This window comes from Brevundimonas sp. FG8, from assembly GCF_057808845.1.
The window spans coordinates 200,503-226,009 of the sequence record NZ_JBMDIU010000004.1; the positions used below are offsets into that span (position 1 = coordinate 200,503).

Sequence of the window (25,507 nt, forward strand, 5' to 3'; positions counted from 1 at the left end):
TTAATCCGCTGACCATTCCCGGGCAGTTTCCGCCGCGGGGCGAACCGGGCGACCGGACCCTTCCGATTCTCCCTCCCGGATCACCATGACCTGGCTCTTTCTGCCGATCCTGATCGCCGCAGCCGTCGCCGCCTATTTCGGCGCGCGGGCGCTCGCGGCGCGCCGCGCGAAGACCGGTCGCGCCCATTCGCGCCCGGCCCAGCACGGCGCCTATGCGCTGATCTGGACGGCCGTCCCGGCCCTGATCGTGCTGCTCGCCGCCTCGGTCTTCTCCGGCCCGGTTGAGCATCAGCTGATGGCCTCCGGCGCGCCCGAGGCCGTGCAGCAGCTCGAACCCTTCCGTCGTCAGGCCTTCTACGCCGACGCCCAGGCCGTCGGCGCCGGGCGCGAGGCGATGCAGATCTGGCCCGCCCCCTATTCCGAACTTCTGCCGTCCGAGGGCCAGCGCGCCGCCCGCATCCACCTGATGCTGGGCCTGTCGGGCGTCGTGGCCGCCGCCCTCGCCGCCCTGCTGGGCGCCCTGTTCGTCTTCAGCCAGATCCGCCCCGAGATGCGCGCCCGCAACCGGGTCGAGGGGTGGATCGTCGGCGCCCTGTTCGCCTGTTCGGCCGTCGCGGTCCTGACCACGGTCGGCATCGTCGCCTCGCTGGTCTACGACTCCTTCCGCTTCTTCAGCTCGGTGCCGATCACCGAGTTCCTGTTCGGCGCCCAGTGGAGCCCGCAGACCGCGATCCGCGCCGATCAGGTCGGCTCGTCGGGCGCCTTCGGCGCCCTGCCGCTGTTCGCCGGCACCTTCCTGATCATGATCATCGCCATGATCGTCGCCGGGCCGGTCGGCCTGTTCTCGGCCATCTACCTGTCGGAGTACGCCGGCCCGACCTTCCGGGCGACGGTGAAACCGGTCCTTGAAATCCTCGCGGGCGTTCCGACCGTCGTTTACGGCTTCTTCGCCGCCCTGACCGTCGGCCCGGCCATGCGGGTCTTCTTCAACACCATCGGCAGCTGGATGGTCGGCGGTCCGCTGGACGGCCTGGGCCAGTATCTGATGCTGGTCCAGAACCAGATGGCCCTCGTCGCCGGGGGCGTCATGGGCATCATGCTGATCCCCTTCGTCAGCTCGCTGTCCGACGACATCATCAACGCCGTGCCCCAGTCGCTGCGCGACGGCTCCTACGCCATGGGCGCGACCAAATCCGAGACGGTGAAGCGCGTGCTTCTGCCCGCCGCCCTGCCCGGCGTCGCCGGCGCCATGCTGCTGGCCATGTCGCGCGCCATCGGCGAGACCATGATCGTGACCATGGCCGCCGGTCTGGCCGCCAAGCTGACGCTCAACCCGCTGGAGACCGTGACAACCGTCACCGTCCAGATCGTCACCCTTCTGACCGGCGACCAGGAGTTCAACAGCCCCAAGACGCTGTCGGCCTTCGGTCTCGGCCTGACCCTGTTCCTCGTGACCCTGCTGCTGAACATCGTCGCTCAGCGCATCGTCCAGACCTACCGGCAGCAATATGACTGACGCAGCCGACCACGCCCCCGTGACCCCGACCGCCCCGCCCGCCGACGCCCGCGTCGACCGCCTGCGCGCCGGGTTGAAGAAGCGCTATGCGCGCGAGACCCGGTTCCGGCTGTACGGCCTGCTGGCCATCGGCGTCGCCGTGGGCTTCCTGCTGCTCCTGCTCGGCCGGATCATTGATCAGGGCCACACGGCCTTCTACGCCCACACCGTGACCGTGCCGGTCTACATGGACCCGGCCCGCGTGGATCGCGGCTATCCGCAGGGCACGAACTTCGAACTGCTGGTGGCCGAACAACAGCTGGCGCGTTTCGGCGAGACCGACGATCCGGCGGGGACCAAGGCCCGGGCCATGCGCGGCCTGTTCTCGTCGGAGCTGAAGTTCGTCGCCGCCGAGCGCGTCCAGAAGCAGCCGAACCTCATCGGTCAGACGGTGATGATCGCCGCCCCGGCCTCTGACGACGCCGACCTCTATTTCAAGGGCGAGATTTCAAAGGACATCCCGTCGGACCAGCGCCGGCTGACGGATCAGCAGCTCGTCTGGCTGGACCGGATGAAGGCCGAGGGCCACGTCTCGGCGCACTTCAACACGGCGATCTTCAGCAAGGGCGACTCGACCGAGCCCGAACTGGCGGGCGTGCTGGGCGCCGTCATCGGCTCGGCCCTGATGCTGCTGGTCACCGCCGTCATCGCCATCCCGCTGGGCGTCGGCGCGGCCCTGTACCTTGAAGAGTTCGCGCCGAAGAACCGGATCACGGACATCATCGAGGTCAACATCAACAACCTCGCCGCCGTGCCGTCGATCATCTACGGCCTCCTGGGTCTGGCTCTGTTCATCAACTGGATGCACCTGCCCCGCGCCAGCCCGCTGGTCGGCGGTCTGGTGCTGGCCCTGATGGCCCTGCCGACCATCATCATCGCCACCCGGTCGTCGCTGAAGGCCGTCCCGCCCTCGATCCGCGAGGCGGCCCTGGCCATGGGGGCGTCGAAGACCCAGACAGTCTTCCAGCACACCCTGCCGCTGGCCATGCCCGGCGTGATGACCGGCGCCATCATCTCGATGGCCCACGCGCTCGGCGAGACCGCCCCCCTGCTGCTGATCGGCATGGTCAGCTTCGTGCCGGGCCTGCCGCACAGCATCGTCGAGCCGTCGGGCGCCCTGCCCTCCCTCGTCTATATCTGGGAGAACGCGTCCGAACGCGCCTTCCACGAGCGGACCGCCGCCGCGATCCTGGTCCTGCTCGTCTTCATGATCGTCATGAACGCCGCCGCCATCCTGCTGCGCCGGCGCTTCGAACGCCGGTGGTAGTCCCCATGTTCTCGAAGATTTTCCGCGCCGCCGACGGCGCCGAAGGCCCCGCGGCCTCCCAAGACACCGTCATCGCCGCCCCGACCGTGACCCACGGCGACGCCCCCGTCGGCCCGACCAAGATCGCCGCGCGCGACGTGTCGGTCTTCTACGGCGGCAAACAGGCCCTGTACGACGTCTCGCTGGATATCCCCGACAAGACCGTCACCGCCCTGATCGGCCCGTCGGGTTGCGGCAAGTCGACCTTCCTGCGGACCATGAACCGCATGAACGACACCATCTCGCACGCCAAGGTCACCGGCCGGATCGAGATGGACGGCGAGGACATCAACGCGAAGGCCGTCGATCCCGTCCTGCTGCGCGCCCGCGTCGGCATGGTCTTCCAGAAGCCCAACCCCTTCCCCAAGTCGATCTACGAGAACGTGGCCTACGGCCCGCGTATCCACGGCCTGGCGTCGTCGAAGGCCGATCTGGACGTCATCGTCGAGGCCTCGCTGAAGCGCGCCGGCCTGTGGACCGAGGTGGCCGACCGCCTGCACTCGCCGGGCACCGGCCTGTCGGGCGGCCAGCAGCAGCGTCTGGTCATCGCCCGCGCCATCGCGGTCGAGCCTGAAGTCATCCTGATGGACGAGCCCTGCTCGGCCCTGGACCCGATCGCCACCGCCAAGATCGAGGAACTGATCGACGAACTGCGCGAGCGCTACTGCATCGTCATCGTCACCCACTCGATGGCCCAGGCCGCCCGCGTCTCGCAACGCACCGCCTTCTTCCACATGGGCCGTCTGGTCGAGACCGGCCCGACCGAGGAAATCTTCACGAATCCGCGTGAGCGGCGCACCCTCGACTACATCACGGGGCGCTTCGGCTGATGAACCAGCACACCGTCAAGGCCTATGGCGACGAACTGAACCAGCTGACCGCCGAAGTCGCCCGCATGGGCGGCCTCGCGGAGGCCCAGGTCGCCGACGCCGTCGAATCCGTCGCCCGCCGCGACGTGGCCCTCGCCAAGGCCGTGGTCGAACGCGACGCGCGCCTCGACGCCATGCACCGCGACATCGAGAAGAAGGCCATCCGCCTGATGGCCCTGCGCCAGCCGGTCGCCTCCGACCTGCGCAAGACCCTGTCGGCGATGAAGCTGGCGGTCGATCTGGAGCGCACCGGCGACCTGGCCAAGAACATCGCCAAGCGGGCCCTGATCCTCGCCGAGGGCGAGCCGATGCAGCCCCTCACCCGCTCCATCGAGCGGATGGGCAAGCTGGTCTCCATGCGCCTGCGCGACGTGCTCGACGCCTATGCGGTCGGTGAAGTGGATCGCGCCATCGCCGTCTGGAACACCGACGACGAGGTCGATGAGCACTACAACGCCCTGTTCCGCGAACTGCTGACCTACATGATGGGCGACCCGCGCACGATCAGCGCCTGCACCCATCTGCTGTTCATGGCCAAGAACCTTGAGCGGATCGGCGACCACGCGACCAACATCGCCGAAACCATCCACTACGAAATCACCGGTCTGGAGTTCACGGGCGAACGCCCGCGCTGGAACCCCGAGACCGACGGCGACCAGCCGACCCCCGCCTGAGACTGACCGGAGAGTCTGACGTGCAGCCCTATGTTCTGGTGATGGAAGACGAGGACGCGCTGGCGACGCTGCTGTCCTACAACCTCGAAAAAGAGGGCTACAAGGTCGTCGTCGCCTCGGACGGGGAGGAAGGCATGCTCCAGATCGACGAGCGCCTCCCTGACCTGGTCCTGCTCGACTGGATGCTGCCCAAGCTGTCGGGCATCGAGGTCTGCCGCCGCATCCGCGGCCGCTCGGAGACCCGCAACCTGCCGATCATCATGCTGACGGCGCGCGGCGAGGAATCCGATCGCATCCGCGGCCTCGATACCGGCGCCGACGACTATCTGACCAAGCCCTTCTCGATGACCGAGCTGACGGCCCGCATCCGCGCCGTCCTGCGCCGCATCCGTCCGGGTCTGGCTGACGACCGCATCAACCACGGCGACATCGTCATCGACCGCGTCGCCCACCGTGTCCGCCGCGCCGGTCTGGAGATCCACCTGGGGCCGACCGAGTTCCGCCTGCTCGACCACTTCATGCAGCACCCGGGACGGGTGTTCAGCCGCGAACAGCTGCTGGACGCCGTCTGGGGCTCGGACGTCTACGTCGAGGCCCGCACCGTCGACGTCCACGTCGGCCGCCTGCGCAAGGCCCTCAACGTCGAAGGCACCGTCAACCCGATCCGCACCGTCCGCTCGGCCGGCTACTCGCTGGATCTGGGGGGCTAAGCCCCCTGGTGTCCGCGCCGGGTCACCGGCAGGGACATAGGGCTCGCCTCGGCCGTCGGCGGCGCCGAAAGCTGTTCGGCCACATCCAGCAGGAATGTCCGGTGGCGCTTCTGGGCGCCCGCCGGATCGGCGTACTTCTGAAGCATACGGGGATTGAACCGCTCGGCCTCATCGCGAAGTCGGGTGATGACGGCGGCCAGATGGTCGGCGCCCTTGCGCACCTGCATCAGGTCGGCGTGTCGGCGCAGATCGTCCATCCGCCGTCGCAGCGGCTCCTGAACCAGTTGGCCGATCTCGCTGCGCCAGGCCATCTGGACGAAATCGTGCGCGTACAGTCTTACGAAGCTTTCCTCGATCACCATGACCTCACCCACCCTATTCCATCGACGCGGAGCGCCGCGCCTGTTCCTGGTCAACGGATCTCTGCCGGGCCTGGTCGATGGCCTCCGCTTGAGCCGCGTAGCTGTTGGACTGTTCGGCGAGCGCCGCCCGACCCGTCTGGTCCCGGATCACAGTCGCGGCGACGAGGCCGACGACCAGCACCAAGAGCGACATCAGTATGATCCAGGAGATCAGCGGCCTTCGCACAAAAGGCTCCTGGGTCGGCTGTTCAAAGCGGCTCACACGCCGCGCTCCAAACTGACACGAGGAGCCAGACGCCAGCCGACCCGCTCGTGAGGGGTCAGCTCGATGCGCACCAGATCACCGGGCTCCGATCTCGCCGCACAGCCTTCTGCGGGCAACACCATCATCCGATGGCCGTTGGCCAGGATCACCGAACGACCTCCGTTCGGAAACGCCTTTGTTACATGCGCGGCGAAGACAATGGCCTGCGCGTCCTCAGGCCGCACCTCGTTGTCGGCCGGGGGCTCTGCTCAAGATGTGGCGTTCAACTGTTCCGATCGACATGACGAGACCTTCCATAGACGGATACCCGCGGCGGTATCGCGCGCGGCTGGTCAGTCTGCTCCTGATCGGCTGGGGTCTCGGGCGCTACGCGGGAAACCAGCGTTACGCGGTGAGATTGACCGGCGCATCCTGCACGCTGGAAGGGGCGAAAGAAAGGCGCGAACGGCCGTCAGCCCGGCGCTGCCGCCTTCTTACCGCGTGTAATCAGCACCCCGAACGCCGCCGCCAGCGGGAACATCAGCACGCCATAAACCGCGGCCGGCAGCGACATCTCCGGGTTCTGCAACACCGAGCGGGCGATCACGATGGCCAGCGTCGCATTGTGCAGCCCGACCTCGAAGGCGCTGGCGACCGCCTGCGGCCGCTCGATCTTCAGCAGGCTCGGGACCACGAACCCGATCCCCAGGCTCAGCACGCAGAAGGTCACCACGATCCCGGCCACCGCGCCGATATTGGCCATCAGCACATCGAACTGGGCGACCGCCGCGCCGATGATCACCAGCGTCAGGATCACCACCGAGGCCAGCCGCACCGGCTTGTCCATCGCGGCCGCGAAGCCGGGCTTCAGCCCCCGCACCAGCATCCCCAGCCCGACCGGCGCCAGCACGATCATGAAGACCTCGACGGTCTTGGCCAGTTGCAGTCCGACCTGCCCCCCGTCCGGGTGCAGAACCGCCAGCGACAGGTTCACCACGATCGGCAGGGTCACCACAGCGATCACCGAATTGATCGCCGTCAGGCTGATGTTCAGAGCCACGTCGCCCCGGAACAGATGGCTGTAGAGATTGGCCGTGGTGCCGCCCGGCGAGGCCGCCAGCAACATCATCCCGACCGCCAGCACCGGCGGCAGCCGGAACAGCAGCACCAGCCCGAAACACACCAGCGGCAACAGGATCAGCTGACAGACCAACGCCACGGCCACGGCCTTCGGCCGCCGCCCGATCCGCACGAAATCCCCGGGCGTCAGGCTGAGCCCCAGCCCGAACATGATGATCCCCAGCGCGATCGGCAGACCGATGACGGTGATGGCTGAACCCATGATCCTGATCCCCCACGACGCTGTCCCGCGCCTCTTCGGGGATCAGCGTGTCACGTCCCGCGAAGCCCGCCAAGCGACGGCGCGTCGCACGCAAGCTTCCTTCTCCCCCTCAGGAAGGAGGAAGGCGTGATCCAGTCCGCGAGCACATCTACCCCCGACGAACGCCCTTCACAGCCGCGCTAGACCCGCTACGGTCCCCCGCAGATTTCGTGGAGTTCGCCCATGCGTCGTCGCACCTTCCTGTCGTCCCTGCCCGCCGGGGCGCTGTTGGCCGGGAGCGGAATCGCCAACGCCCGGACCCCGCAGGCGACGCCGCAGGCTCCAGCCGGCTCCCCGCCCCGCCCCGCCCCGCGCCCTGATCCTTACGCCGGCATTGGCCCCGGCGACCGGATCACCGGACCGAAATTCGTGGGCCGCTCGACCGTCTGGGGCGCCAACGGCGCCGCCGCCACAGCCCATCCCCGCGCGACCCTGATCGGTATCGACACCCTGCGGCGCGGCGGTTCGGCCATCGACGCCGCCATCGCCATCAACGCCGCGCTGGGCTTCCTCGAGCCCGTGGCCAACGGCATCGGCGGCGACGCCTTCTGCATGCTGTGGGACCCGGCCCAGCGGAAGGTCGTCGGTTTCAACGGCTCGGGCAACAGCCCGCGCGGTCTGTCACTGGAGACCGCGCGGTCGAAGGCTCGCCAAAATGGCCACCTGCCCTCCTACGGCGCGGTCACCGTCAACGTCCCCGGCACGGTCGACGCCTGGTGGAGCGCCCACCAACGCTACGGCAAGCTGCCCTGGAAAGACGTCCTGCTGCCGGTGGCCGAGCTGTGCGAGGAGGGCGTGCCGGTCCCGCAGGTCATCGCCTATTACCTTGAGCGCAACATGGCCTCGTTCGACAGGTCGGCGGCGTTGATCGAGGAGAACGACAACCGCAAGAAGGTCTATGCCCCCGGCGGCGAGACCCCCAAGGTCGGCCAGATGTTCGCCAACCCGGATCTTGGCCGGACCTATCGCCTGATCGCCGAGCACGGCCGCGACGCCTTCTATGACGGCCCCATCGCCGATGCGATCCAGGGCTATTTCCGCCGCATCGGCGGCTGGATGACCCGCGTCGATCTCGCCGCGCACCGCACGGAATGGGTCGAGCCGATCCAGACCAACTATCGCGGCGTCGACGTCTATGGCCTGGGGCCCAACACACAGGGCCTGTCGACCAACCAGATCCTCAACATCTGCGAACAGTTCGACCTCAAGGGCATGGGTTTCCAGTCCGCCGCCTCGATCCACCATCAGGCCGAGGCCAAGCGTCTGGCGTTCGAGGACCGGGCCAGATGGTTCGCTGACGACCGCTTCAGCCGCACCCCGGTCGAGTGGCTGAACTCCAAGGAATACGCCCGCCGGCGCGCCGCCCTGATCCGGCCGGACCGGGTCATGGACCGCGTCTTCCCCGGCGATGCGCCGACCCAGGGCGACACCACCTATTTCAGCGTCGCCGACAAGTACGGCATGATGGTCAGCTGGATCCAGTCCAACTACCGCGGCATGGGCTCGGGTCTGGTGGCCGACGACGGCGCGGGCCATACGCTGGGCTTCATGTTCCAGGATCGGGGCGAGCTGTTCGCCCTGACCGACGGCCACCCGAACGTCTATGCGCCCGGCAAGCGGCCCTTCCACACCATCATCCCCGGCTTCGCCTGCAAGGACGGAAAGCCGTGGATGGCCATGGGCGTCATGGGCGGCGGAATGCAGCCTCAGGGACAGGCCCAGATCATCATCAACATGGTCGACTACGGCCTCGACCCGCAGGAGGCCGGCGACGCCCCCCGCTGGCAGCACTACGGCTCATCCGAGCCCACCGGCGAACTGGCCGAGGGCGTCGGGCGCCTGCATCTGGAAAGCGGCGTCCCCGCCGCCACCAAGGCGCAACTGGAGGCCATGGGCTGGACCCTCGGCCCGCCCGACGGCGGCTTCGGCGGCTACCAGAACGTGGTCATGCAGCAGAACCCCAATGGACCTTCAGCGGGCCGCTGGACCTACGGCGCGGCCACGGAGATGCGCAAGGACGGCATCGCGCTGGCCTACTGATGAGCAACGCTGTCGATCTCAGCGGCCGCTGGACGGGGGTTTACTTCTACCCTCACGATCCGGACTGGAACGCCAACGACAACATGCCCGCCACGCCCTTCACCGCCGAACTGACGGACACGGCGGGCGTGGTCATCGGCACGACGATGGAGCCCGACCTGCTGTTCTCGGACGGGGTCGATGTCCGGGCCGTGCTGGAGGGACGCCATGACGGAATCCGCCTGACCTTCACCAAGACCCCTGACGGCCGTGATCGGGATCACGTCATCCTCTACGACGGGGAAATCTCCGCCGACGGCCAGAGCATATCCGGCCGCTGGACCATCCCCGGAAGTTGGTCGGGCGACTTCCGCATGCAACGCCGTTCGGTCTCCGAAGCCGTGGCCGACATCATGGGGGCGCAGGCTGGGGGCTGATCGCCTTACCGCGATTTCATCTTCCGCCGCGCATCCACGGCGACGCTTCGCCGCCTCTCCCCCGAACAACTCTCGGAGGGCGGATGATGCCGGATGCGATCATGGCTTTGGTCGGGTGGCTCGGCGCGACGGCGGTCCTGGGGCTGATCGCGGCTGTGGCCCTGCGCGGCAAGGTGAAGTGGGGCTGGTTCCTCGGCGCCCTCGCGCTGATGGCCGCCTACGACGCCCTGCTGACCCGGGGCTACGGCCATATCCCGATCCATTTCTGGCCCTCGGACTGGAACTGGGAGGGCAAGGCCATGGCCCTGATCCTGTCACTGGTCGTCGCCGTGGCCTTGGGCGCCCGCCGCTGCGGCCTGACGCTGAAACAGGACCGCAAGGGGCTGAAGGGCGCCCTGATCCTGAGCGGCGCGCTGGTCGCCCTCTTCCTCGGCCTGGCCCTGTACTTCCCCGGTCAGGGGACCGACCCCGACACACTCGCCTTCCAGCTGACCATGCCGGGGCTGGACGAGGAGTTGTTCTATCGCGGCGTCCTGCTGCTGATGCTGAACGAGGCCTTCGCCCGCCCCCTGTGCATCCTCGGCGCGCCCATGGGCTGGGGCGCCCTGATCAGCTCCGTCGCCTTCGGCCTGGCCCACGCGCTCGGCTACAGCGACGGCGCCTTCACATTCGACGCCATGACGATGCTCTTCACCGGCGGTCCGGCCCTGCTTCTGGTCTGGGTGCGCGAAAAGACCGGCAGCCTGCTGCTCCCTGTGGTCATGCACAATTTCGCCAACGCTATCTCCCTGCTGGTCTGACCGGCCACAGCGTCGCCATATTGGCCCCCGAGCGTACACACGCGCCGGTAGGGCGGCGCGATGACCGGAGGTTCCATGATCGCGCTTCTCGCCGCCGCCGGCTTGCTGGCGACACCCCCGGCCTGCGCCCCGGTCGACGGCGTCGAGGCCCTGTGGCGCGAGGACCTCCGTTTCGTCGCAGTCGGCGAGATGCACGGCACGGCCGAAGCGCCCGCCGCCTTCGCCGATCTGGTCTGTCTGGCGCTGGAGAAGGGCCCGGTCACGGTGGCGCTGGAGTATCCGGCGGCGATGCAGCCCACCTTCGACGCCTTCATGGCCGAGCCGGACGCCGACGCCGCCCGCGCCATCCTGCTGGCCTACCCGCACGGCCCCTTCCGCTATCACGACGGGCGCGGCAGCGAGGCGATGATGGCCATGTTCCAGCGCTTCCGGGCCCTGCATCAGGCAGGCGCCGACCTGAAGCTGTTGGCCTCCGTCCCCGACAGCCCCCGCGTCGAGGGCTTCACCCAGTCCCACGCCGAACTGGACCGCGCCCAGCTCTGGTCCGCCGCCGCCCGCGCGACGCCCGAGCGCCGGATGATGATCTTCGTCGGCTCGATCCATGCCGGAAAGGCCCGCCGCGTCGGATCGGCCATCGGCCTGCCCGCCGCCGCCCATTTTCGCCCGGAGGAGGTTCTGTCCCTCTACGTCGCCTCAGACGGCGGCGAGGCGTGGAACTGCCGGGACGAGTGCGGTCCGCACGCCATCACCTCGCTCGGTCTCGGCGACCGCCGCGGCGTCGTCATCGCGCCCGAGGCGGACGGGGCCTTCGACGGCTATCTCGCCGTCGGCCCGGCCACCGCCTCCCCGCCTGTCTCCCGTCCCTGATGCAAGGCTGAACCATGCTCGAACTGCTCGCCGCCGCCGCCCTGTTCACAGCCCAGCCCACCGACCAGCCGAACACCCAACCCGACTGCGCCGCCCCAACCGGGACCGACGCCCTGCTGGCCCGGCCCGAGCGCATCCTCGTCATCCCCGACTGGCACGGCGCGGTCGAAATCCCCGCCGCCTTCCTCGGCATCGTCTGCGAGGCGGCGAAACAGGGGCCCGTGACCATCGCGCTGGAAATGCCGGAGACCGAGCGTGTCCTGTTCCGCAACGCCCTGTCGGCCCCGACCGAGGAGGCCGCGCGGAACACCTTCCTCTACGGCGATTTCGGCAATTCGCGCAGCACCGACGGCCGCAACAGCGTGGCCATGCTGGACATGATGGTCGGCTTCTGGCGGCTGAAGGCGGCCGGGCATGACGTGGCCATCCATCCCTTCATGCCCGTCGAGTCGGTCATCCGGGGCCGGGATCAGGCCTGGTGGGAGCTGGAGATGGCCTACGGCATCAGCCGCGCCCTCGCGAACCGCCCGGAGGCCCGGGTTCTGGTCTTCGTCGGCGACCTGCACGCGCGCAAGACGGGCTATGAGCGCTTCCCGGACATCGGCACGCCCGCCGCGGGCCACCTGTACGCCTCGGACACCTTCACCCTGACCATCGCCAATCAGGGCGGCGAGACCTGGGGCTGCGACCCGAACGGCTGCGGTCCTCAAAGCCGCCGGGGCCGCTACGACCCCGAGGCGCGCGGCATCATCCTCGGCCCGGTCGAGGACGGCGCCTATGACGGCTTGCTGGCGGTGGGGCCGACCACGGCCTCACCGCCCGCCGCGCTGCAGGATCAGCCCGCCGTCACCTCGTCCGGCTCCAGCTCATAGACCGTCGCGCAGTATTCGCAGGTCACGCGGATCTTGCCGTCAGGCTCGATCATGTCCGCCCGCTCGTCCGGTCCGAACGAGGCCAGCACCGAGCTGATCCGGTCCTTTGAGCACCGGCACTGGGCCTGAAGCGCCTTGGCGCCCTCCAGCCGCACCCCATCCTCGTGGAACAGGCGGAACAGAAGGATGTCCGGCGTGATGGTCGGGTCGATCAGTTCATCGTCCGCCAGCGTCTGGAACAGCGCCCGCGTGCGGTCCCAGACCTCCTCGGTCGAGCCGCGCGTCTCGTCACCCGCGATCAGCTGGATCAGCGCCCCGCCCGCGCGCCATTGCGACCCGGCCTCGGTCTCCACCGAGCCGACGGCCAGACGCACCTTGGTCGGGATCTGCTCCGACTGCTGGAAATAGTGTTCGGCGGCCAGCGACAGGCTTTCACCCTCGATCGGGGTGATGCCCTGGGTGCGCTCGAAGTCCGGACCGCGATCCAGCGTCATCACGAACACGCCTTCGCCCAGCAGGGTTTTGGCGCCCGGACGCGCGAAGCCCTGCGACGCCGCCGCGACCTCCTCCGGATCGAACCGGCAATAGCCGCGCAGATGCCCGTCGGTGCCGTAATCGGCCACGACGTAGCGCACCGGGCCGTTGCCCTGCGCCTGCACCAGCAGTCGCCCCTCGAACTTCAGGCTCGACCCGATCAGGGCCGCCAGCGCGCAGGCCTCGCCCAGCAGGGCCGCCACGGGCTCCGGATAGGCGTGGGCCGACAGGATGGTGTCGATGGTCTCGCCCAGACGCACCAGACGACCGCGCACGGGCCAGCCCTCGATCTGGAAGGCGGCCGCCAGATCGTCAGAAGGCACGGAATGGGTATGCGCGTGATCGGTCACGGCGGTCCTCGGTCATGAATACGAAGGCGGCTAGATAGGGGGCCGAAGGGGCGATGATAAGGCCCCCTCCCGCGCCCGGCGTCTGCGGGTATAGTCGATGACAAACTCCAGGCGGTGATTTGATGTCCAGAGCCCACCTCAAACCGTTGAACAAGCAGACGATTGTGATCACGGGGGCGACCTCGGGAATCGGTCTGGCGGTGTCCCGTCGGGCGGCCCGGGCCGGGGCCTGCGTCTTTCTGATCGCGCGCGGCGAAAAGGATCTGGCCGCCCTGTGCGAGGAGCTTCAGGCCACCGGCGCCCGCGCCGCCTTCGCCGTCGCCGATGTCGCCGACCCCGACGCCCTGGCCGAGGCCGCCGACAAATGCCGCCGCCTGTTCGGCGGTTTCGACACCTGGATCAACAATGCGGGCGTCTCCATCTTCGGCCCGATCCGCGAGACGACCCTGGCCGACCAGCGCCGCCTGTTCGAGACCAACTACTGGGGCGTGGTGAACGGCTCCATCCTCGCCGCCGAGCGCCTGCGCGACCGGCCGTGGGGCGGGGCGATCATCAACGTTGGTTCCATCCTGTCCGACGCCCCCCTGCCCGTCCAGGGCGTCTATTCGGCGTCCAAACATGCCGTGAAGGGCTTCACCAACGCCCTGCGGATGGAGCTGATCCGTGATGACGCCCCGGTCAGCCTGACGCTGGTCAAGCCCGCCGCGCTGGACACGCCCTACAGCAAGCACGCCCGCAACCTGACCGGCTATGCGGTCCATAACCCCCAGCCGGTCTATGCGACCCGGGTGGCGGCCGACACCATCCTGTACTGCGCCACCCACCCGATCCGCGAGATCACTTTCGGCGGCGGAGGCCGTCTCATCGCTGGCCTGTACAGCCTCCTGCCCGGCGTGGCGGAACCTCTTCTCGCGCGGTTCGCTCCTTCCCTGATGCGGGACAGGGGTTCCGCCTATGCGCCGGACGACGACGGGCTCTACGACCCGACCGAAGACGGCCTCGATGAAGAGGTTCATTATCCGATGGTTCGCCAGTTCTCCGCCCTCGCCGAAGTCCGCAAACATCCCGGCATCGCCGCCGGTGTCGTGGCGGTTCTGGCCGGCGTCGGTCTCGCCACCCTGCTGCTGAACCAGCGCACCGGACCCACCCGCCTCGAGGCCTTCCGCGGGCGCTTCAAGTCGCGCGGCGGCGCGGACTTCGACGGCCTGCGCGGTCGCTTCGACGACATCGCCGAAACCGTCCGTCACAGCCTCAGCGACGCCGGCGCCCGCGCCCAGCACTTCACCGATGACGCCCGCGACAAGGGCGGCCGCTGGTGGGACAAGACTCAAAAATCCTCGCGCAAGGCCCTGAAAAAGCAAGGCAAGGCCGCGCGCCGCTATGCCGAGGACGTGGGGGACTACGCCAGGACCCATGCGAAGGAAGGCGGCGCCCTGCTGGCGCTGGCCACGATCGCCGCCGCCGTCGGCGCCGCCGCCCTCGACGCCCGCCGTCCCGACAGCCGCTTGCGCAACATCGGGCGGTTCTAGGGGCGCTACGCACGAGCCTACGACCGAACTCTCACCTCCCCATCGCCCTCTTCAAGGCGATGGGGAGGACAGATCGGCGTCTTCGCCGATCAGGAGGGGGCGACGCAGGCGTTCGAAAATGGCCCGCCTATACCGATTTTGAGGCGTCTTCTTCCGATACCGAGCCGCCCTATCCTGATCGACGCTGGCGCGCCGATCTGTCCTCTCCATTCGCTTGAGGGCGAATGGAGAGGTGAACGGTCACTGCCTCCATACGTCCAATACTGACGCATCGGCATGCGATCCTGTCCGACATGGACCTCGCCGCCCGCCTTTGTGACGAACGCGCCGACCTGCGGGCGATACACCGCCATGCCCTGACGCAGCAGGCCATGGCCCGCCGTGAACGCAACGCCCGTCGCCTGCGCCGATGGCGCCGCCTCATCATCAAATGCCTGCGCGCCCTGCGCTATATCGCCCGGATCGAGGCCGGTCGGGCGCAGGACGATCCGTCCTGTTCGCACCCGCTTTTTTCTGACTCACCGGCAAAAAGTCACCCGCCGCCCGCGCCTGTCATCAACCCGGATTTAAACCGCCGCCGCACCTTGCGCGAACACCGCCGACGACGATGAAGCGGCTCCGAAACCCCGAATTCCCCCACCAGTTCACCTCCCCATCGTCCCTTCGAGGCGATGCACGCTCCCCCTTTGCTTTCGTTATCCTCCGGCAAGCCGCGCAGCGGCGCAGACCGGGGGATGACGAATGCGGGGGTCGGCTCCACACCCTACGTCACACCAATTACACTCTTCGCACCCGGTTTTTCGCGCCCACGCCGCCGCGTCCGTTGCTGCAACTGCGAAGGTGGGCCAAGGTCTTCGAATGGCTGACGCGACCTATGTTTTCGACTTCGATTCGACCCTCGTGCGGGTCGAGACGCTTGAGGCGCTGGCCGACATTGCGCTCGAAGGTTCGCCAGAGGCGGCGTCCGTGCGCGCCGAGATCGCGCGTCTGACGGATCAGGCCATGGCCGGGGAGCTCGGCTTCGGCGAGGCGCTGCGTCGCCGTCTGGCCCTGCTGCCCCTGACCCGCGCCCATGTCCAGGTCCTCGCCGACCGCATCCTCGACGAGGGCACGCCCTCGGTCCGCAAGAACCTCGCCTTCTTCAAGGCCAACGCCCACCGCATCGTCATCCTGTCCGGCGGTTTCCGCGAGGTCATCGCCCCCGTCGCCGAGCGTCTCGGCGTCGCGCCTGACCGGGTGCTGTGCAACGACTTGACCTATGACGCCGATGGCCGCGTCACCGGCGTGGACAGCGCCAATCCCCTGTCCGAGGCGGGCGGCAAGCCCACGGTCATCAAGGCCCTGAACCTGCCCTCGCCCGTCGTCATGGTCGGTGACGGCTGGAATGACGCCGAGGTCAAGCTGGCGGGCGCGGCGGACCGCTTCTACGCCTTCACCGAGATCGTCCGCCGCCCCGCCGTGGTTCAGGCCGCCGACGCCGAGGCCGCCTCCATCGACGAACTGCTCCATGCCGAGCACGAGACCGGCCGCTGGTCCTATCCGCGCAGCCGCATGCGCATCATGCTGCTGGAGAACATCCACCCCGCCGCCGTCGAGCGGCTGGAGGACGCCGGCTATGCCGTCGAGACCGCCAGCGGCGCGCTGGGCGAGGACGAGCTGATCGAGCGGATCAGGGGCGTCCACGTTCTGGGCATCCGCTCCAAGACCATGGTCACCGAGCGGGTGCTACAGGCCGCCGACCGCCTCATGGCTGTCGCCGCCTTCTGCATCGGCACCAACCAGATCGACCTGCCCGCCGCCTCGGACCACGGAGTCGCCGTCTTCAACGCCCCCTACTCCAACACCCGCTCGGTGGTGGAGCTGGCTATAGGCGTGATGATCAACCTCATGCGTGATGTGCCGGACAAGTCCGCCGCCATGCACCGGGGCGAATGGAACAAGTCGGCCACCGGCTCGCGCGAGCTGCGCGGCAAGACCCTCGGCATCGTCGGCTACGGCGCCATCGGCAGCCAGCTGTCCGTGCTGGCCGAAAACCTCGGCATGCGGGTCATCTTCCATGACCTGACCGAGCGCTTGGCGTTGGGCAACGCCCGCCGCATGCCCTCGCTCGACGCCCTGCTTGCGGAAAGCGACGTCGTCACCCTTCACGTCGACGGCCGCTCCGACAACGCCAATGTCATGGGCGCCGCCCAGTTCGCGAAGATGAAGCCGGGCGCCCTGCTGCTGAACCTGTCGCGCGGCCACATTGTCGATGTCGGCGCCCTCGCCCAGGCGCTGGGCTCCGGCCGCATCGGCGGCGCGGCGGTGGACGTCTTCCCGGATGAGCCCGCCACCAACGCCGACCCGTTCGACAGCCCCCTCCGCGGCCTGAAGAACGTCATCCTGACCCCTCACATCGGCGGCTCCACCGAGGAGGCCCAGGAGGCCATCGGCGCGTTCGCCGCCGACCGTCTGCTGGCCTATCTGAACCGGGGCGACACCACCTTCTGCGTCAACCTGCCGAACGTACAGCTGGCCGAGGTCTCGGGCGCCCACCGCATCCTGCACATCCACCGCAACCAGCCCGGGGTTCTGGCCGACCTCAACCGCGCGATCGCCGGGGCGGGACTGAACATCCTCGGTCAGCATCTGAAGACGGACGAACGCACCGGCTACGTCATCACCGACGTCGACCGGAACTATGATCCGGAGGCGGTGCAAACCCTGCGGGGTGTGTCCGGAACGCTGCGCTTCCGCATGTTGTACTGAGTACGGACGAAAAGCTTACCTCGCGGCATCTTGCATACCCGGAGAACGGGCGCAGAGTGCGGTTAACGGTCGCATCATGACGACCGAGGGAGGAACATCGATGTCTCGTTTTCTGCGTAACGCGGCCGCCGCCGCGTTGGCGGTCGCCGCTGTGGGTGCTGTCGCCTCGACGGCCAGCGCCCAGACCTACAACCGCCTCGTCGTCTTCGGCGACAGCCTCAGTGACAACGGCAACCTGTACGCCGTCTCCGGCCAGCCCACCTCGCCGCCCTACTATCAGGGCCGCTTCTCCAACGGACCGGTCTTCACCGAACTGCTGGGCTTCAACGCCGGCCGATATACCGCCGGGGCTCCGGTGACCGGCAGCGTCAACTACGCCTTCGGCGGCGCCCGCACCGACCTGTCCGTCAGCCCTCCGGGCATGCGCGCCCAGCTCGCCGCCTACACCGGGGCCGGCGGCACCTTCGGCCGCAACGACCTCGTCAGCATCCTTGGCGGGGCCAACAACATCTTCCAGGCCTTCCCGGCCGCCGCCGTGTCCAGCAACCCGACCGGCGCCATGCAGTCCACGGCCAACGCCGCCGCCACCGACATCAACCTGATCGTCAACAGCGTGGCCACCGCCGGCGCCGGGACCATTCTGGTCACCAACCTGCCCCGCCTCGGCATCACGCCCCAGTTCGCGGCCACCGGCGTCAACGGCGCGGCTCTGGCCGACTACGCGGGCCAGACCTTCAACAGCGCCCTGCTGTCCCGGCTGATGACCACCGCCGCGGCCCAGCCGAACACCAACATCATCCTGATGGACCTGTACAAGATCAGCGACCCGCTGGCGGCCAACCCGGGGCGCTTCGGCCTGACGAACGCCACCCAGTCCTGCTTCAACGGCGTGACGGTCTGCGCCACGCCGGACACCTACCTGTACTGGGACGGCGTCCACCCGACGGCGGCGGGCCACCGCCTGATCTCGCAGTTGGCGGTCGACTACCTCTACTACGGCGACATCGGCGCCCAATCGACGATTCAGGCCGAGACCGCCTTCCGCCAGCGTGAGGACCTGCTGGACCTGTCCACCGAGACCTTCGCCGGTCGCGGTCCGTGGGAGCCCGGCACCCACATGACCTTCGGCGTTCTGGCCGACAGCGTCGACGGCGATGCGCGCGGCGTAGTGGCCGAGACCAAGGCCACCGGCTGGGGCGGTCGCGTCGGCCTCGATCACGTCATGTCCGACAGCCTGCGCTTCGGTCTGGCGGCCGCCTTCCGCACGGCCGACGTCGAGGCCGGGCCGATGGCCTTCGATCTGGAGACCTACGCCATCGACGCCTGGGCCGGCTGGCGCTCGGGCAACATGTTCATGGGCGCCGCCGTCGGCGGGTCGATCGACAACTACGACGACATCACCCGCCAGACCTCGCTGGCCCCCATCGTCCACACCGGCGAGACCAACGGCGGCAGCGTCGGCGTCCGGGTGCAGGGCGGGATGTGGTTCGACATGGGCGGCATCGCCCTGTCGCCACGCGCTGCGGTCACCTGGGGTTCGACCGATGTGAACGGCTACTCCGAGTACGGCTTCGCGGCCCAGTACGACTACCACGACCGCACCGTTCAGGCCGCCGCCGCCGAAATCTCCCTGCGCGCCGAAGGCGGTGGCGACGGCATGAGCTTCTTCGTCGAGGGCGGCTACCGCGACTCGTTCGGCGACAGCTCGGACCCCGTCGCCGTCGGCATCCTGGGCAACCCCGCCCAGGTGCTGGAGCGTGAGGTCGAGGATCCCTTCGGCGGCTCCCTGCTGGCCTCGGCCGGCGTCGAGGCCGATGTCGGGCCCGGCAAGCTGAGCCTCGGCTATCGCGGCCGGTTCGGCGATCACGCCGACAGCCACGTCGGCGCCCTGACCTGGAGCATGTCGCTCCAGTAAGACCCGCCGCAACAGGCGATCAGGGGCGCGGGGCAAGGTTCCGCGCCCCTTTTCGTTGCCTGCCTGCGACCTCCTGCCACCCCCGGCGCCCCAAAGTCGCCCCCTCGCCCGCCTATATCCCCGGCTCACCGAGGCGCGGAGCCCCGGCCGCGCCGCGGATGTGGCGCGCCGCCGCGCCGCCTGTTCCCCGCTCACCCCGAGCCGAAGACGGAGCTGACGCCGCCCATGCGACGCCTGTTGCCGACCGCCCGGTCGTTCCTTCTGCACTCCGGTCAGGCCGCCGTTCTGGGCGCCGTGGCCGTTCTGGCCATGGCCGCCGCGCCGTTGACGCCGCGCCCGGCCGACGCCGAGACCTTCGCCGTGCCGGAAGCCCCGCCGGTGACCGCCATCGCGGCGCCCGCCGGGCCGGTCACCCGCCTGATCACCTTCGCCGAGCCGGTGCGCGGCTATGCCGTCAACTCCGCCTTCGGCCTGCGCCGCCTGCCGGGTCAGGCCGCCCGCCACCACGACGGCGTCGACATCGCCGCCCCGACGGGCACCGGCGTACTGGTCGCCGCGGAAGGCCGCATCCTGCGCACCGGCTACGACGCCGGCGGATATGGCCGCTTCATCGAGGTCCGCCACCCCAACGGGATGAGCACCCTCTACGGCCATCTCAGCCGTATCGACGTCGCCAGCGGGGACACTGTCGCCTCCGGCCAACGTATCGGCCTGGTCGGCTCCACCGGTCGTTCCACCGGCCCCCACCTGCATTTCGAGGTTCGCCGCGGCGACCGCCAGATCAATCCGGTGCGGGTGATGGGAGAAGCCTTCCCGGTCGTTGTCGCCGACACCTGACAACGTCGCTTTCCGTACATACGCCCACGCTTTCTTCACCCCTTTCCGGGATAGTTCCCGCCGAAGGGGGCCCTCTTGGACCGTATTCTCTACTGCATCACGTTCCAGCACGACTGGCGGTGGACTCTTGCCGCCGGTCTCGTGTGCGTGTTCGGCGTGGGGACCGCATACCAGTTACTGGGCCGCGCCCGCGCGTCCATCGGGATTCGTAGGCGCAATCTGGCGATGCTGGCGGCTCTGACGGGCGGTCTGGCGGTCTTCACGACCCACTACATGGCCATGCAGGGCTATGACGCGGGCGGCGACGTTCGCTACGATGTCTGGCCCACCATCAGCTCCTTCTTCATGGCCTTCGCCAGCATCGGTCTGGCCTGTCTGGCGAACCTCGCCCGTAGCGGTCCGGTCACGCGCGCCCTCGGCGCCGCCCTGGCGATGTCCGGCGTGGCGGCCATGCATTTCCTCGGCGTCGCGGCGCTGGAGCTGCCGGGCCTGATCGTCTGGCGCGCTGATCTGGCCGCCTTGTCGGTGCTGGCGGGCATCGTTCTGGCCTCGACCAGCGCCGCCTTCCTGTATGGCAGTGCGCCGTGGCGTCGCTTCGCCGCGGGCGGCTGCGGGGCTGTCGCCGTGGTGGTCCTGCACTTCGGCGCCATGAGCGCCATGAGCTTCGAGCCCCGAACGGGGACCGAGATCGCTCCCTGGACCCTGACGCCCGGCCTGATGACCCTCGTACTGGCAGGCATGATGCTGGGCATCGCGGCCGTCGCCGGCGTCGCGATCTGGATGTGGTGGATGTCCCGCGCCAGCGCCCTGGGCCAACTGAGGCAGGCCATCGAAGCCATGCCTGACGGTCTGGCCTTCTATGACGGCGAAGACCGGCTGGTCCTGTGGAACACCCGCTACGCCGAGGTGAACCCAGAGCTATCAACCACGCTCAAGCGCGGCATGACCTTCCGCGAGATTCTCCAGATCGGCATTGATGAGGGCCTCTACGCGGAGGCCGTCGGTCGTGAGGCCGAGTGGATCGAGGAGCGGATGAGCACCCGCGCCGCGCGCCTGACCAGCCTGGAGCAACAGATCGCGGGCGACCGCTGGCTGCGCGTCTCGGACCGCCGCACCGTCGCGGGCGGCACCGTCACCATCTGCACCGACATCACCGAGCTGAAACGCGACGCCCGCGCCCTGGCTGACGCCCGCGACGCCGCACAGGCCGCCAACGGCGCCAAGAGCCAGTTCCTGGCCAATATGAGTCATGAGATCCGCACCCCCCTGAACGGGGTGATCGGCATTGCGCAGGCGCTGGCCAACACCGACCTGTCGGCCCGTCAGAAGGAAATGCTGGACCTGATCCAGTCGTCCAGCCGCACCCTGCAGGTCCTGCTGAGCGACATTCTGGATCTGGCCCGCGTCGAGTCCGGCCGCCTTGAGCTGAACGACGAAGCCTTCGACCTGGGTCGAGCTGTCCGCGAGGCCGCCCAGCTTTACGAGGCCTCGGCGCGCGACAAGGGGCTGCAGTTCTTCGTCGAGATCGCCCCGGAGGTTGATCGCTGGATCGAAGGCGACGTTGTGCGCCTGAAGCAGATCCTGACCAATCTGGTTTCCAACTCGGTCAAATTCACCGAACAGGGCTTCGTCTCCCTGACCGCCCTGCCCGGTCCGATGCGCGAGGGCAAGCCGACGCTGCAGTTCGCCATCGACGACACCGGCATCGGCTTCGACAGCGAGACCCGCGCCCGCCTGTTCAGCCGCTTCGAGCAGGCCGATGGCGGCATCACCCGCAAGTTCGGCGGCTCGGGCCTCGGGCTGTCCATCTCGCGCCAACTGGCCGACATGATGGGCGGGGAACTCGACTGTGAGAGCGAGCCCGGCGGCGGCTCATGCTTCATCCTGACGGTGCCCCTGCGCCTCGCCGAAGCGCCGGTCGCGGCGACCGTGGAAGACTCGGCCCTGGCCGCCGGCGACGACCGCCGTCTTCGCGTCCTCATCGCTGACGATCACCCCGTCAACCGCAAGGTCGTCGAAATGATCCTGTCGCAAGCCGAGATCGATCTGACGACCGTTGAAGACGGCTCTCAGGCGCTGAACGCCATGCGCGACGGAGACTACGATCTGGTTCTGATGGACATGCAGATGCCGGTCATGGACGGGCTGACCGCGACCCGTGAAATCCGCCTGCATGAGGCGGCTATGGGGCTGCCGCGCACGCCAGTCGTCATGCTGACCGCGAACGCCCTGCCCGAGCATATCGCCTCGGCGGAAGCCGCGGGAGCGGATCGCCACCTGGCCAAGCCCTTCGATGCTGCGGAACTGCTGGAGCTGGTGATCTCCCTGCCGCGCGCCGCACAGGCCGCGCTCGCCGCCTGATCACAGGCGACGCGCGCAACTCCGTTACGTCTTACTCGTACCCGTGAGCCGCCTCGTTGATGACCTGCGAAGGCATCGACGAGAAGTCCACGCTGACCGGCTGGGCGATCTTGGCCCGGTAGGTCTTGAGCACATGCTCAAGGCGACGCCGCACCTCGCGCTCCGCATCGGTCTGGCTGGCCAGGTTCAGAGGAGCCAGGCAGAAGTCGATGATGGCCGTCGGGTTGTTCAGCGGTTCCATGGTCATTCTCCCTTCGGGGGTTGGGTCCTGTTACTCGGCCGCGACGAACTGGGCGGTTTCGGTCGAGTCCTTCAGCGCGGTGGTCGACGACTGGCCGTTCGAAATGACCGTCGCGACCTGGTCGAAGTAGCCGGTGCCCACCTCGCGCTGGTGCCGGGTCGCGGTGTAGCCGCGGGCCTCGTTGGCGAACTCGCGCTGCTGCAGCTCGGAATAGGCCGCCATGCCGCGATCGCGGTAGCCGTCGGCCAGCTCGAACATGCCGTTGTTCAGGCTGTGGAAGCCCGCCAGCGTCACGAACTGGAATTTGTAGCCCATGGCGCCCAGCTCGCGCTGGAACTTGGCGATGGTGGCGTCGTCCAGCTTGGCCTTCCAGTTGAAGGACGGCGAGCAGTTGTAGGCCATCAGCTTGCCGGGGTGCTCCTTCTGGACCGCCTCGGCGAACTTGCGGGCGTCATCCAGATCAGGGTGCGAGGTCTCCCACCACAGCACATCGGCGATCTTCGCATAGCTCAGGCCCCGCGCGATGCAGTGCTCCAGGCCCGTGCCCTCCTTCAGACGGAAAAAGCCTTCGGGCGTGCGGTTGTCGCGGTCGATGAAAGGCTGGTCCCGCTCATCGATGTCCGAGGTGATCAGTTGCGCGCTCTCGGCGTCGGTGCGGGCGACCGTGATGGTCGGCGTGCCCATGACGTCGGCGGCCAGACGGGCCGCGATCAGGTTGCGCTCATGGGCCTGCGTCGGGATCAGCACCTTGCCGCCCAGATGGCCGCACTTCTTCTCGGACGCCAGCTGGTCCTCGAAGTGGACGCCAGAGGCGCCCGCCTCGATGAAGGCCTTCATGATCTCGAAGCTGTTCAGCGGCCCACCGAAACCGGCCTCGGCGTCGGCGACGATCGGCACGAACCAATCGCGCTTCGCCCCACCCTCGGCGTGTTCGATCTGGTCGGCGCGTTGCAGGGTGCGGTTGATCCGGCGGCACAGCTCGGGCGCGGCGTTGGCCGGGTACAGCGACTGATCCGGATACATGGCGCCGGCGGTGTTGGCGTCGGCGGCGACCTGCCAGCCGGACAGATAGATGGCCTTCAGGCCCGCGCGGACCATCTGCATGGCCTGATTGCCGGTGACGGCGCCCAAGGCGTTGATGAAGGGCTCGCTGTGCAGCAGTTCCCACAAGCGATTGGCGCCGCGCTCGGCCAAGGTGTGAGTGATCGGCACCGATCCGCGCAGGCGCAGAACGTCCTCCGGGGTGTACGGACGCTCGATGCCGTCGAAACGGCCGGCGGGCGAAGGAACCAGATCGGCGAAGGTGGTCATGGCGGGTCTCTGTCCTGTGGAGCCGTCGATGCGCGGCGGGTCGCAGGAGGGAAACACGCGAAGGTCACAAACAACACAGACATGAACTGACATATCGCGTCATTGAGTCATAACATGACACTTGCTGTTAAGTCACTTTGTGACACCATGCAGACATGGACACCGCTGACCGCAAGCTGTTCCTCGGCGGCCGCCTGAAGCGGCTGCGACGGGATCTGGGCCTGACCCAGACGGCGATGGCCGGCGATCTGGGCGTGTCCCCCAGCTATCTGAACCATATCGAGCGCAATCAGCGCCCCGTCTCAGCCCAACTCCTGCTGCGTCTGGCCGAAACCTATGACGTGGACCTGCGTGCTCTGGGGCAGTCGGGCGGCCCGGCATCGGAAGCGACTTTGTCCGAGGCCTTCGCCGATCCGGTCTTTCAGGGCCTCGCCGTCCCCCGGCATGAGATCGTGCAGTTGGCCGAGGACCAGCCCGCCGTCGCCGACGCCGTCCTGCGCCTCTATCGTGCGTTCAGTGACAGACGCGCCCGCGAACGCGCCGTGGCTGGCATCGACGGCGGCGGTGACGAAACCCCCGCCGACCGCGTCCGCGACTTCGTTCAGGCCCGCCAGAACCACTTTCCGGAACTGGACGCCATGGGCGAACGACTCGCCGCCGAACTGGAGACCGAAACGCCGGGCGAAAGCTTCGAAACCCGCGCGCGCGCGCGGCTGCAGGCCCGTCACGGCCTGACCGTCCGCACCCTGCCCGACGACGTGATGGTCGAGTGGACGCGCCGCTATGACCCGCACCGCAAGCGTTTGCACCTGTCGGAGACGCTCGGCACCTCCTCCCGGGCCTTCGCCGTCGCCTTCCAGCTGGCGCTGGCCGAGCATGACGCCGAGCTGACCGCCCTGACGGCCTCGGTCGACATGCCGGATGACGCAACGCGCCGCGTGTTGAAGGTGGCCCTGACCAACACCCTCGCCGCCGCGATCCTGATGCCCTACAGCGCCTTTCACGCGGCGGCGGAGGCCAACGGCTACGACTTGGGCCGTCTTGAAGCGCGTTTCGGGGTCAGTTTCGAGCAGGCCGCGCACCGGCTGACCACCCTGTCACGACCGAGCGCGCGCGGCGTGCCCTTCTTCCTGATGCGGGTCGATCAGGCGGGGAACATCTCCAAGCGTTTCGCCTCGGGCGCCTTCCCCTTCTCGCGCTTCGGCGGGGCCTGCCCGCGCTGGCGGCTGCACAGCGCCTTCCGCACGCCGGGCCGGATCGTCACCCAGATCATCGAGACGCCGGACGGACAGCGCTGGTTCACCCTGGCCCGCACCGTCGAGCGTCAGGGCCGCGACGCCTTCACCGAGGGGCACGACCTCGCCATCGGGCTGGGCTGCGAGCTGAAGCACGCCCGCAAGCTGATCCATGCCCGCGGCCTCGATCTCGCCGCGCCGGAGGTGACGCCCATCGGCCCCGCCTGCCGCCTGTGCCACCGCCACCCCTGCGCCGAACGCGCCGCCCCGCCAGTCGACCGCGCCCCGGCAGTCGATGACTGGTCCAAGTCGGTCAGCCCGTGGCCGTTCGTCCAGGAGGCGGGCTGAGC

24 protein-coding genes are annotated in these 25,507 nt (G+C 68.5%); 17 read left to right on the forward strand and 7 right to left on the reverse strand.

Going from position 1 to position 25,507, the window contains the following annotated elements; all coding sequences use genetic code 11:
- Positions 1 to 85: 85 nt before the first annotated feature.
- The 5 genes from pstC to phoB are packed head-to-tail and all read left to right on the forward strand — an operon-like array spanning position 86 to position 5,114.
- Positions 86 to 1,516: a phosphate ABC transporter permease subunit PstC gene (gene pstC, locus ACODRV_RS09965; protein ID WP_488908211.1), complete on the forward strand. Its 1,431-nt coding sequence runs from the start codon at positions 86 to 88 to the stop codon at positions 1,514 to 1,516.
- Positions 1,509 to 2,822 (forward strand): phosphate ABC transporter permease PstA, encoded by a 1,314-nt coding sequence (pstA, locus tag ACODRV_RS09970; RefSeq protein ID WP_488908212.1) that lies wholly within the window; start codon positions 1,509 to 1,511, stop codon positions 2,820 to 2,822. Before pstC ends, pstA begins: the two co-directional genes overlap by 8 nt.
- A gap of 5 nt (positions 2,823 to 2,827) precedes the next feature.
- Positions 2,828 to 3,691 carry a phosphate ABC transporter ATP-binding protein PstB gene (pstB, locus tag ACODRV_RS09975; protein ID WP_141627173.1) on the forward strand — a complete coding sequence of 288 codons (864 nt, stop codon included), beginning with the start codon at positions 2,828 to 2,830 and terminating at the stop codon, positions 3,689 to 3,691.
- On the forward strand, positions 3,691 to 4,404 hold the full coding sequence (gene phoU, locus ACODRV_RS09980; protein ID WP_141627174.1) for a phosphate signaling complex protein PhoU: 714 nt from the start codon (positions 3,691 to 3,693) through the stop codon (positions 4,402 to 4,404). The genes pstB and phoU overlap by 1 nt, the downstream gene beginning before the upstream one ends.
- Before the next feature lie 20 nt (positions 4,405 to 4,424).
- Complete coding sequence (gene phoB, locus ACODRV_RS09985; RefSeq protein ID WP_141627175.1) at positions 4,425 to 5,114, forward strand: phosphate regulon transcriptional regulator PhoB; 690 nt, start codon at positions 4,425 to 4,427, stop codon at positions 5,112 to 5,114.
- On the opposite strand, the gene ACODRV_RS09990 is transcribed toward phoB, so the two are convergent.
- From ACODRV_RS09990 to ACODRV_RS10005, 4 genes are all read right to left on the reverse strand, one after another.
- The gene (locus ACODRV_RS09990; protein ID WP_488908213.1) at positions 5,111 to 5,476 is read right to left on the reverse strand and encodes a hypothetical protein; all 366 of its coding nucleotides are present in this window, start codon (positions 5,474 to 5,476) and stop codon (positions 5,111 to 5,113) included. The genes phoB and ACODRV_RS09990 overlap by 4 nt on opposite strands.
- Before the next feature lie 13 nt (positions 5,477 to 5,489).
- A complete protein-coding gene (locus ACODRV_RS09995; protein WP_488908214.1) occupies positions 5,490 to 5,738 on the reverse strand; it encodes a hypothetical protein in 249 nt (82 codons plus the stop codon).
- Positions 5,735 to 5,890: a hypothetical protein gene (locus ACODRV_RS10000; protein ID WP_168196833.1), complete on the reverse strand. Its 156-nt coding sequence runs from the start codon at positions 5,888 to 5,890 to the stop codon at positions 5,735 to 5,737. The genes ACODRV_RS09995 and ACODRV_RS10000 overlap by 4 nt, the downstream gene beginning before the upstream one ends.
- Positions 5,891 to 6,192: 302 nt before the next feature.
- Positions 6,193 to 7,062 carry a bile acid:sodium symporter family protein gene (locus ACODRV_RS10005; protein WP_141627178.1) on the reverse strand — a complete coding sequence of 290 codons (870 nt, stop codon included), beginning with the start codon at positions 7,060 to 7,062 and terminating at the stop codon, positions 6,193 to 6,195.
- 222 nt (positions 7,063 to 7,284) lie between these two features.
- On the opposite strand from ACODRV_RS10005, the gene ACODRV_RS10010 reads away from it, so the two are divergent.
- From ACODRV_RS10010 to ACODRV_RS10030, 5 genes are all read left to right on the forward strand, one after another.
- Positions 7,285 to 9,141, forward strand: coding sequence for a gamma-glutamyltransferase family protein (locus ACODRV_RS10010; RefSeq protein ID WP_488908215.1), 1,857 nt, complete (start codon positions 7,285 to 7,287; stop codon positions 9,139 to 9,141).
- Positions 9,141 to 9,557 (forward strand): hypothetical protein, encoded by a 417-nt coding sequence (locus ACODRV_RS10015; RefSeq protein ID WP_488908216.1) that lies wholly within the window; start codon positions 9,141 to 9,143, stop codon positions 9,555 to 9,557. Before ACODRV_RS10010 ends, ACODRV_RS10015 begins: the two co-directional genes overlap by 1 nt.
- Before the next feature lie 101 nt (positions 9,558 to 9,658).
- Positions 9,659 to 10,357, forward strand: a complete 699-nt coding sequence (locus ACODRV_RS10020; RefSeq protein WP_488908217.1) for a CPBP family intramembrane glutamic endopeptidase, BDIM_20840 family — start codon at positions 9,659 to 9,661, stop codon at positions 10,355 to 10,357.
- A gap of 75 nt (positions 10,358 to 10,432) precedes the next feature.
- Positions 10,433 to 11,224, forward strand: coding sequence for a hypothetical protein (locus tag ACODRV_RS10025; protein ID WP_488908218.1), 792 nt, complete (start codon positions 10,433 to 10,435; stop codon positions 11,222 to 11,224).
- Between the two features lie 14 nt (positions 11,225 to 11,238).
- Entirely contained in the window at positions 11,239 to 12,096 is an 858-nt protein-coding gene (locus tag ACODRV_RS10030; protein WP_488908219.1) for a hypothetical protein, read from the forward strand.
- On the opposite strand, the gene ACODRV_RS10035 is transcribed toward ACODRV_RS10030, so the two are convergent.
- Positions 12,060 to 12,980: an Hsp33 family molecular chaperone gene (locus ACODRV_RS10035; RefSeq protein WP_141627184.1), complete on the reverse strand. Its 921-nt coding sequence runs from the start codon at positions 12,978 to 12,980 to the stop codon at positions 12,060 to 12,062. The two genes, ACODRV_RS10030 and ACODRV_RS10035, sit on opposite strands and share 37 nt — an antisense overlap.
- A 122-nt stretch (positions 12,981 to 13,102) precedes the next feature.
- Between ACODRV_RS10035 and ACODRV_RS10040 the strand changes: the two genes are divergently transcribed.
- The 6 genes from ACODRV_RS10040 (at position 13,103) to ACODRV_RS10065 (ending at position 22,370) form a co-directional block, all read left to right on the forward strand.
- A complete protein-coding gene (locus ACODRV_RS10040; RefSeq protein WP_488908220.1) occupies positions 13,103 to 14,509 on the forward strand; it encodes an SDR family oxidoreductase in 1,407 nt (468 codons plus the stop codon).
- 293 nt (positions 14,510 to 14,802) lie between these two features.
- Positions 14,803 to 15,120 (forward strand): hypothetical protein, encoded by a 318-nt coding sequence (locus ACODRV_RS10045; protein WP_488908221.1) that lies wholly within the window; start codon positions 14,803 to 14,805, stop codon positions 15,118 to 15,120.
- 247 nt (positions 15,121 to 15,367) lie between these two features.
- Positions 15,368 to 17,257 (forward strand): phosphoglycerate dehydrogenase, encoded by a 1,890-nt coding sequence (serA, locus tag ACODRV_RS10050; RefSeq protein ID WP_488908222.1) that lies wholly within the window; start codon positions 15,368 to 15,370, stop codon positions 17,255 to 17,257.
- 100 nt (positions 17,258 to 17,357) lie between these two features.
- The gene (locus tag ACODRV_RS10055; protein WP_488908223.1) at positions 17,358 to 19,172 is read left to right on the forward strand and encodes an autotransporter domain-containing protein; all 1,815 of its coding nucleotides are present in this window, start codon (positions 17,358 to 17,360) and stop codon (positions 19,170 to 19,172) included.
- Between the two features lie 225 nt (positions 19,173 to 19,397).
- A complete protein-coding gene (locus ACODRV_RS10060; protein ID WP_488908224.1) occupies positions 19,398 to 20,009 on the forward strand; it encodes a M23 family metallopeptidase in 612 nt (203 codons plus the stop codon).
- A 75-nt stretch (positions 20,010 to 20,084) separates the two neighbouring features.
- Positions 20,085 to 22,370 carry a response regulator gene (locus tag ACODRV_RS10065; RefSeq protein ID WP_141627189.1) on the forward strand — a complete coding sequence of 762 codons (2,286 nt, stop codon included), beginning with the start codon at positions 20,085 to 20,087 and terminating at the stop codon, positions 22,368 to 22,370.
- Positions 22,371 to 22,401: 31 nt separating this feature from the next.
- On the opposite strand, the gene ACODRV_RS10070 is transcribed toward ACODRV_RS10065, so the two are convergent.
- Positions 22,402 to 22,611, reverse strand: coding sequence for a hypothetical protein (locus ACODRV_RS10070; RefSeq protein ID WP_141628329.1), 210 nt, complete (start codon positions 22,609 to 22,611; stop codon positions 22,402 to 22,404).
- A gap of 30 nt (positions 22,612 to 22,641) precedes the next feature.
- Positions 22,642 to 23,922: an isocitrate lyase gene (aceA, locus tag ACODRV_RS10075; protein ID WP_141627190.1), complete on the reverse strand. Its 1,281-nt coding sequence runs from the start codon at positions 23,920 to 23,922 to the stop codon at positions 22,642 to 22,644.
- Between the two features lie 155 nt (positions 23,923 to 24,077).
- On the opposite strand from aceA, the gene ACODRV_RS10080 reads away from it, so the two are divergent.
- Positions 24,078 to 25,505 (forward strand): helix-turn-helix domain-containing protein, encoded by a 1,428-nt coding sequence (locus tag ACODRV_RS10080; protein ID WP_488908225.1) that lies wholly within the window; start codon positions 24,078 to 24,080, stop codon positions 25,503 to 25,505.
- Positions 25,506 to 25,507 lie beyond the last annotated feature (2 nt).

What these genes read in the sequence shown, in the direction of transcription:
- ACODRV_RS09990 (WP_488908213.1), bottom strand. Translation starts at nt 5,476, where the DNA reads ATGGTGATCGAGGAAAGCTTCGTAAGACTGTACGCGCACGATTTCGTC.
- ACODRV_RS10020 (WP_488908217.1), top strand. Translation starts at nt 9,659, where the DNA reads ATGGCTTTGGTCGGGTGGCTCGGCGCGACGGCGGTCCTGGGGCTGATC.
- ACODRV_RS10070 (WP_141628329.1), bottom strand. Translation starts at nt 22,611, where the DNA reads ATGGAACCGCTGAACAACCCGACGGCCATCATCGACTTCTGCCTGGCT.
- ACODRV_RS10010 (WP_488908215.1), top strand. Translation starts at nt 7,285, where the DNA reads ATGCGTCGTCGCACCTTCCTGTCGTCCCTGCCCGCCGGGGCGCTGTTG.
- phoU (WP_141627174.1), top strand. Translation starts at nt 3,691, where the DNA reads ATGAACCAGCACACCGTCAAGGCCTATGGCGACGAACTGAACCAGCTG.
- ACODRV_RS10040 (WP_488908220.1), top strand. Translation starts at nt 13,103, where the DNA reads ATGTCCAGAGCCCACCTCAAACCGTTGAACAAGCAGACGATTGTGATC.
- aceA (WP_141627190.1), bottom strand. Translation starts at nt 23,922, where the DNA reads ATGACCACCTTCGCCGATCTGGTTCCTTCGCCCGCCGGCCGTTTCGAC.
- pstB (WP_141627173.1), top strand. Translation starts at nt 2,828, where the DNA reads ATGTTCTCGAAGATTTTCCGCGCCGCCGACGGCGCCGAAGGCCCCGCG.
- serA (WP_488908222.1), top strand. Translation starts at nt 15,368, where the DNA reads ATGGCTGACGCGACCTATGTTTTCGACTTCGATTCGACCCTCGTGCGG.
- pstC (WP_488908211.1), top strand. Translation starts at nt 86, where the DNA reads ATGACCTGGCTCTTTCTGCCGATCCTGATCGCCGCAGCCGTCGCCGCC.
- ACODRV_RS10015 (WP_488908216.1), top strand. Translation starts at nt 9,141, where the DNA reads ATGAGCAACGCTGTCGATCTCAGCGGCCGCTGGACGGGGGTTTACTTC.
- pstA (WP_488908212.1), top strand. Translation starts at nt 1,509, where the DNA reads ATGACTGACGCAGCCGACCACGCCCCCGTGACCCCGACCGCCCCGCCC.
- ACODRV_RS10005 (WP_141627178.1), bottom strand. Translation starts at nt 7,062, where the DNA reads ATGGGTTCAGCCATCACCGTCATCGGTCTGCCGATCGCGCTGGGGATC.
- ACODRV_RS10060 (WP_488908224.1), top strand. Translation starts at nt 19,398, where the DNA reads ATGCGACGCCTGTTGCCGACCGCCCGGTCGTTCCTTCTGCACTCCGGT.
- ACODRV_RS10055 (WP_488908223.1), top strand. Translation starts at nt 17,358, where the DNA reads ATGTCTCGTTTTCTGCGTAACGCGGCCGCCGCCGCGTTGGCGGTCGCC.
- ACODRV_RS10025 (WP_488908218.1), top strand. Translation starts at nt 10,433, where the DNA reads ATGATCGCGCTTCTCGCCGCCGCCGGCTTGCTGGCGACACCCCCGGCC.
- ACODRV_RS10030 (WP_488908219.1), top strand. Translation starts at nt 11,239, where the DNA reads ATGCTCGAACTGCTCGCCGCCGCCGCCCTGTTCACAGCCCAGCCCACC.
- ACODRV_RS10045 (WP_488908221.1), top strand. Translation starts at nt 14,803, where the DNA reads ATGGACCTCGCCGCCCGCCTTTGTGACGAACGCGCCGACCTGCGGGCG.
- ACODRV_RS10080 (WP_488908225.1), top strand. Translation starts at nt 24,078, where the DNA reads ATGGACACCGCTGACCGCAAGCTGTTCCTCGGCGGCCGCCTGAAGCGG.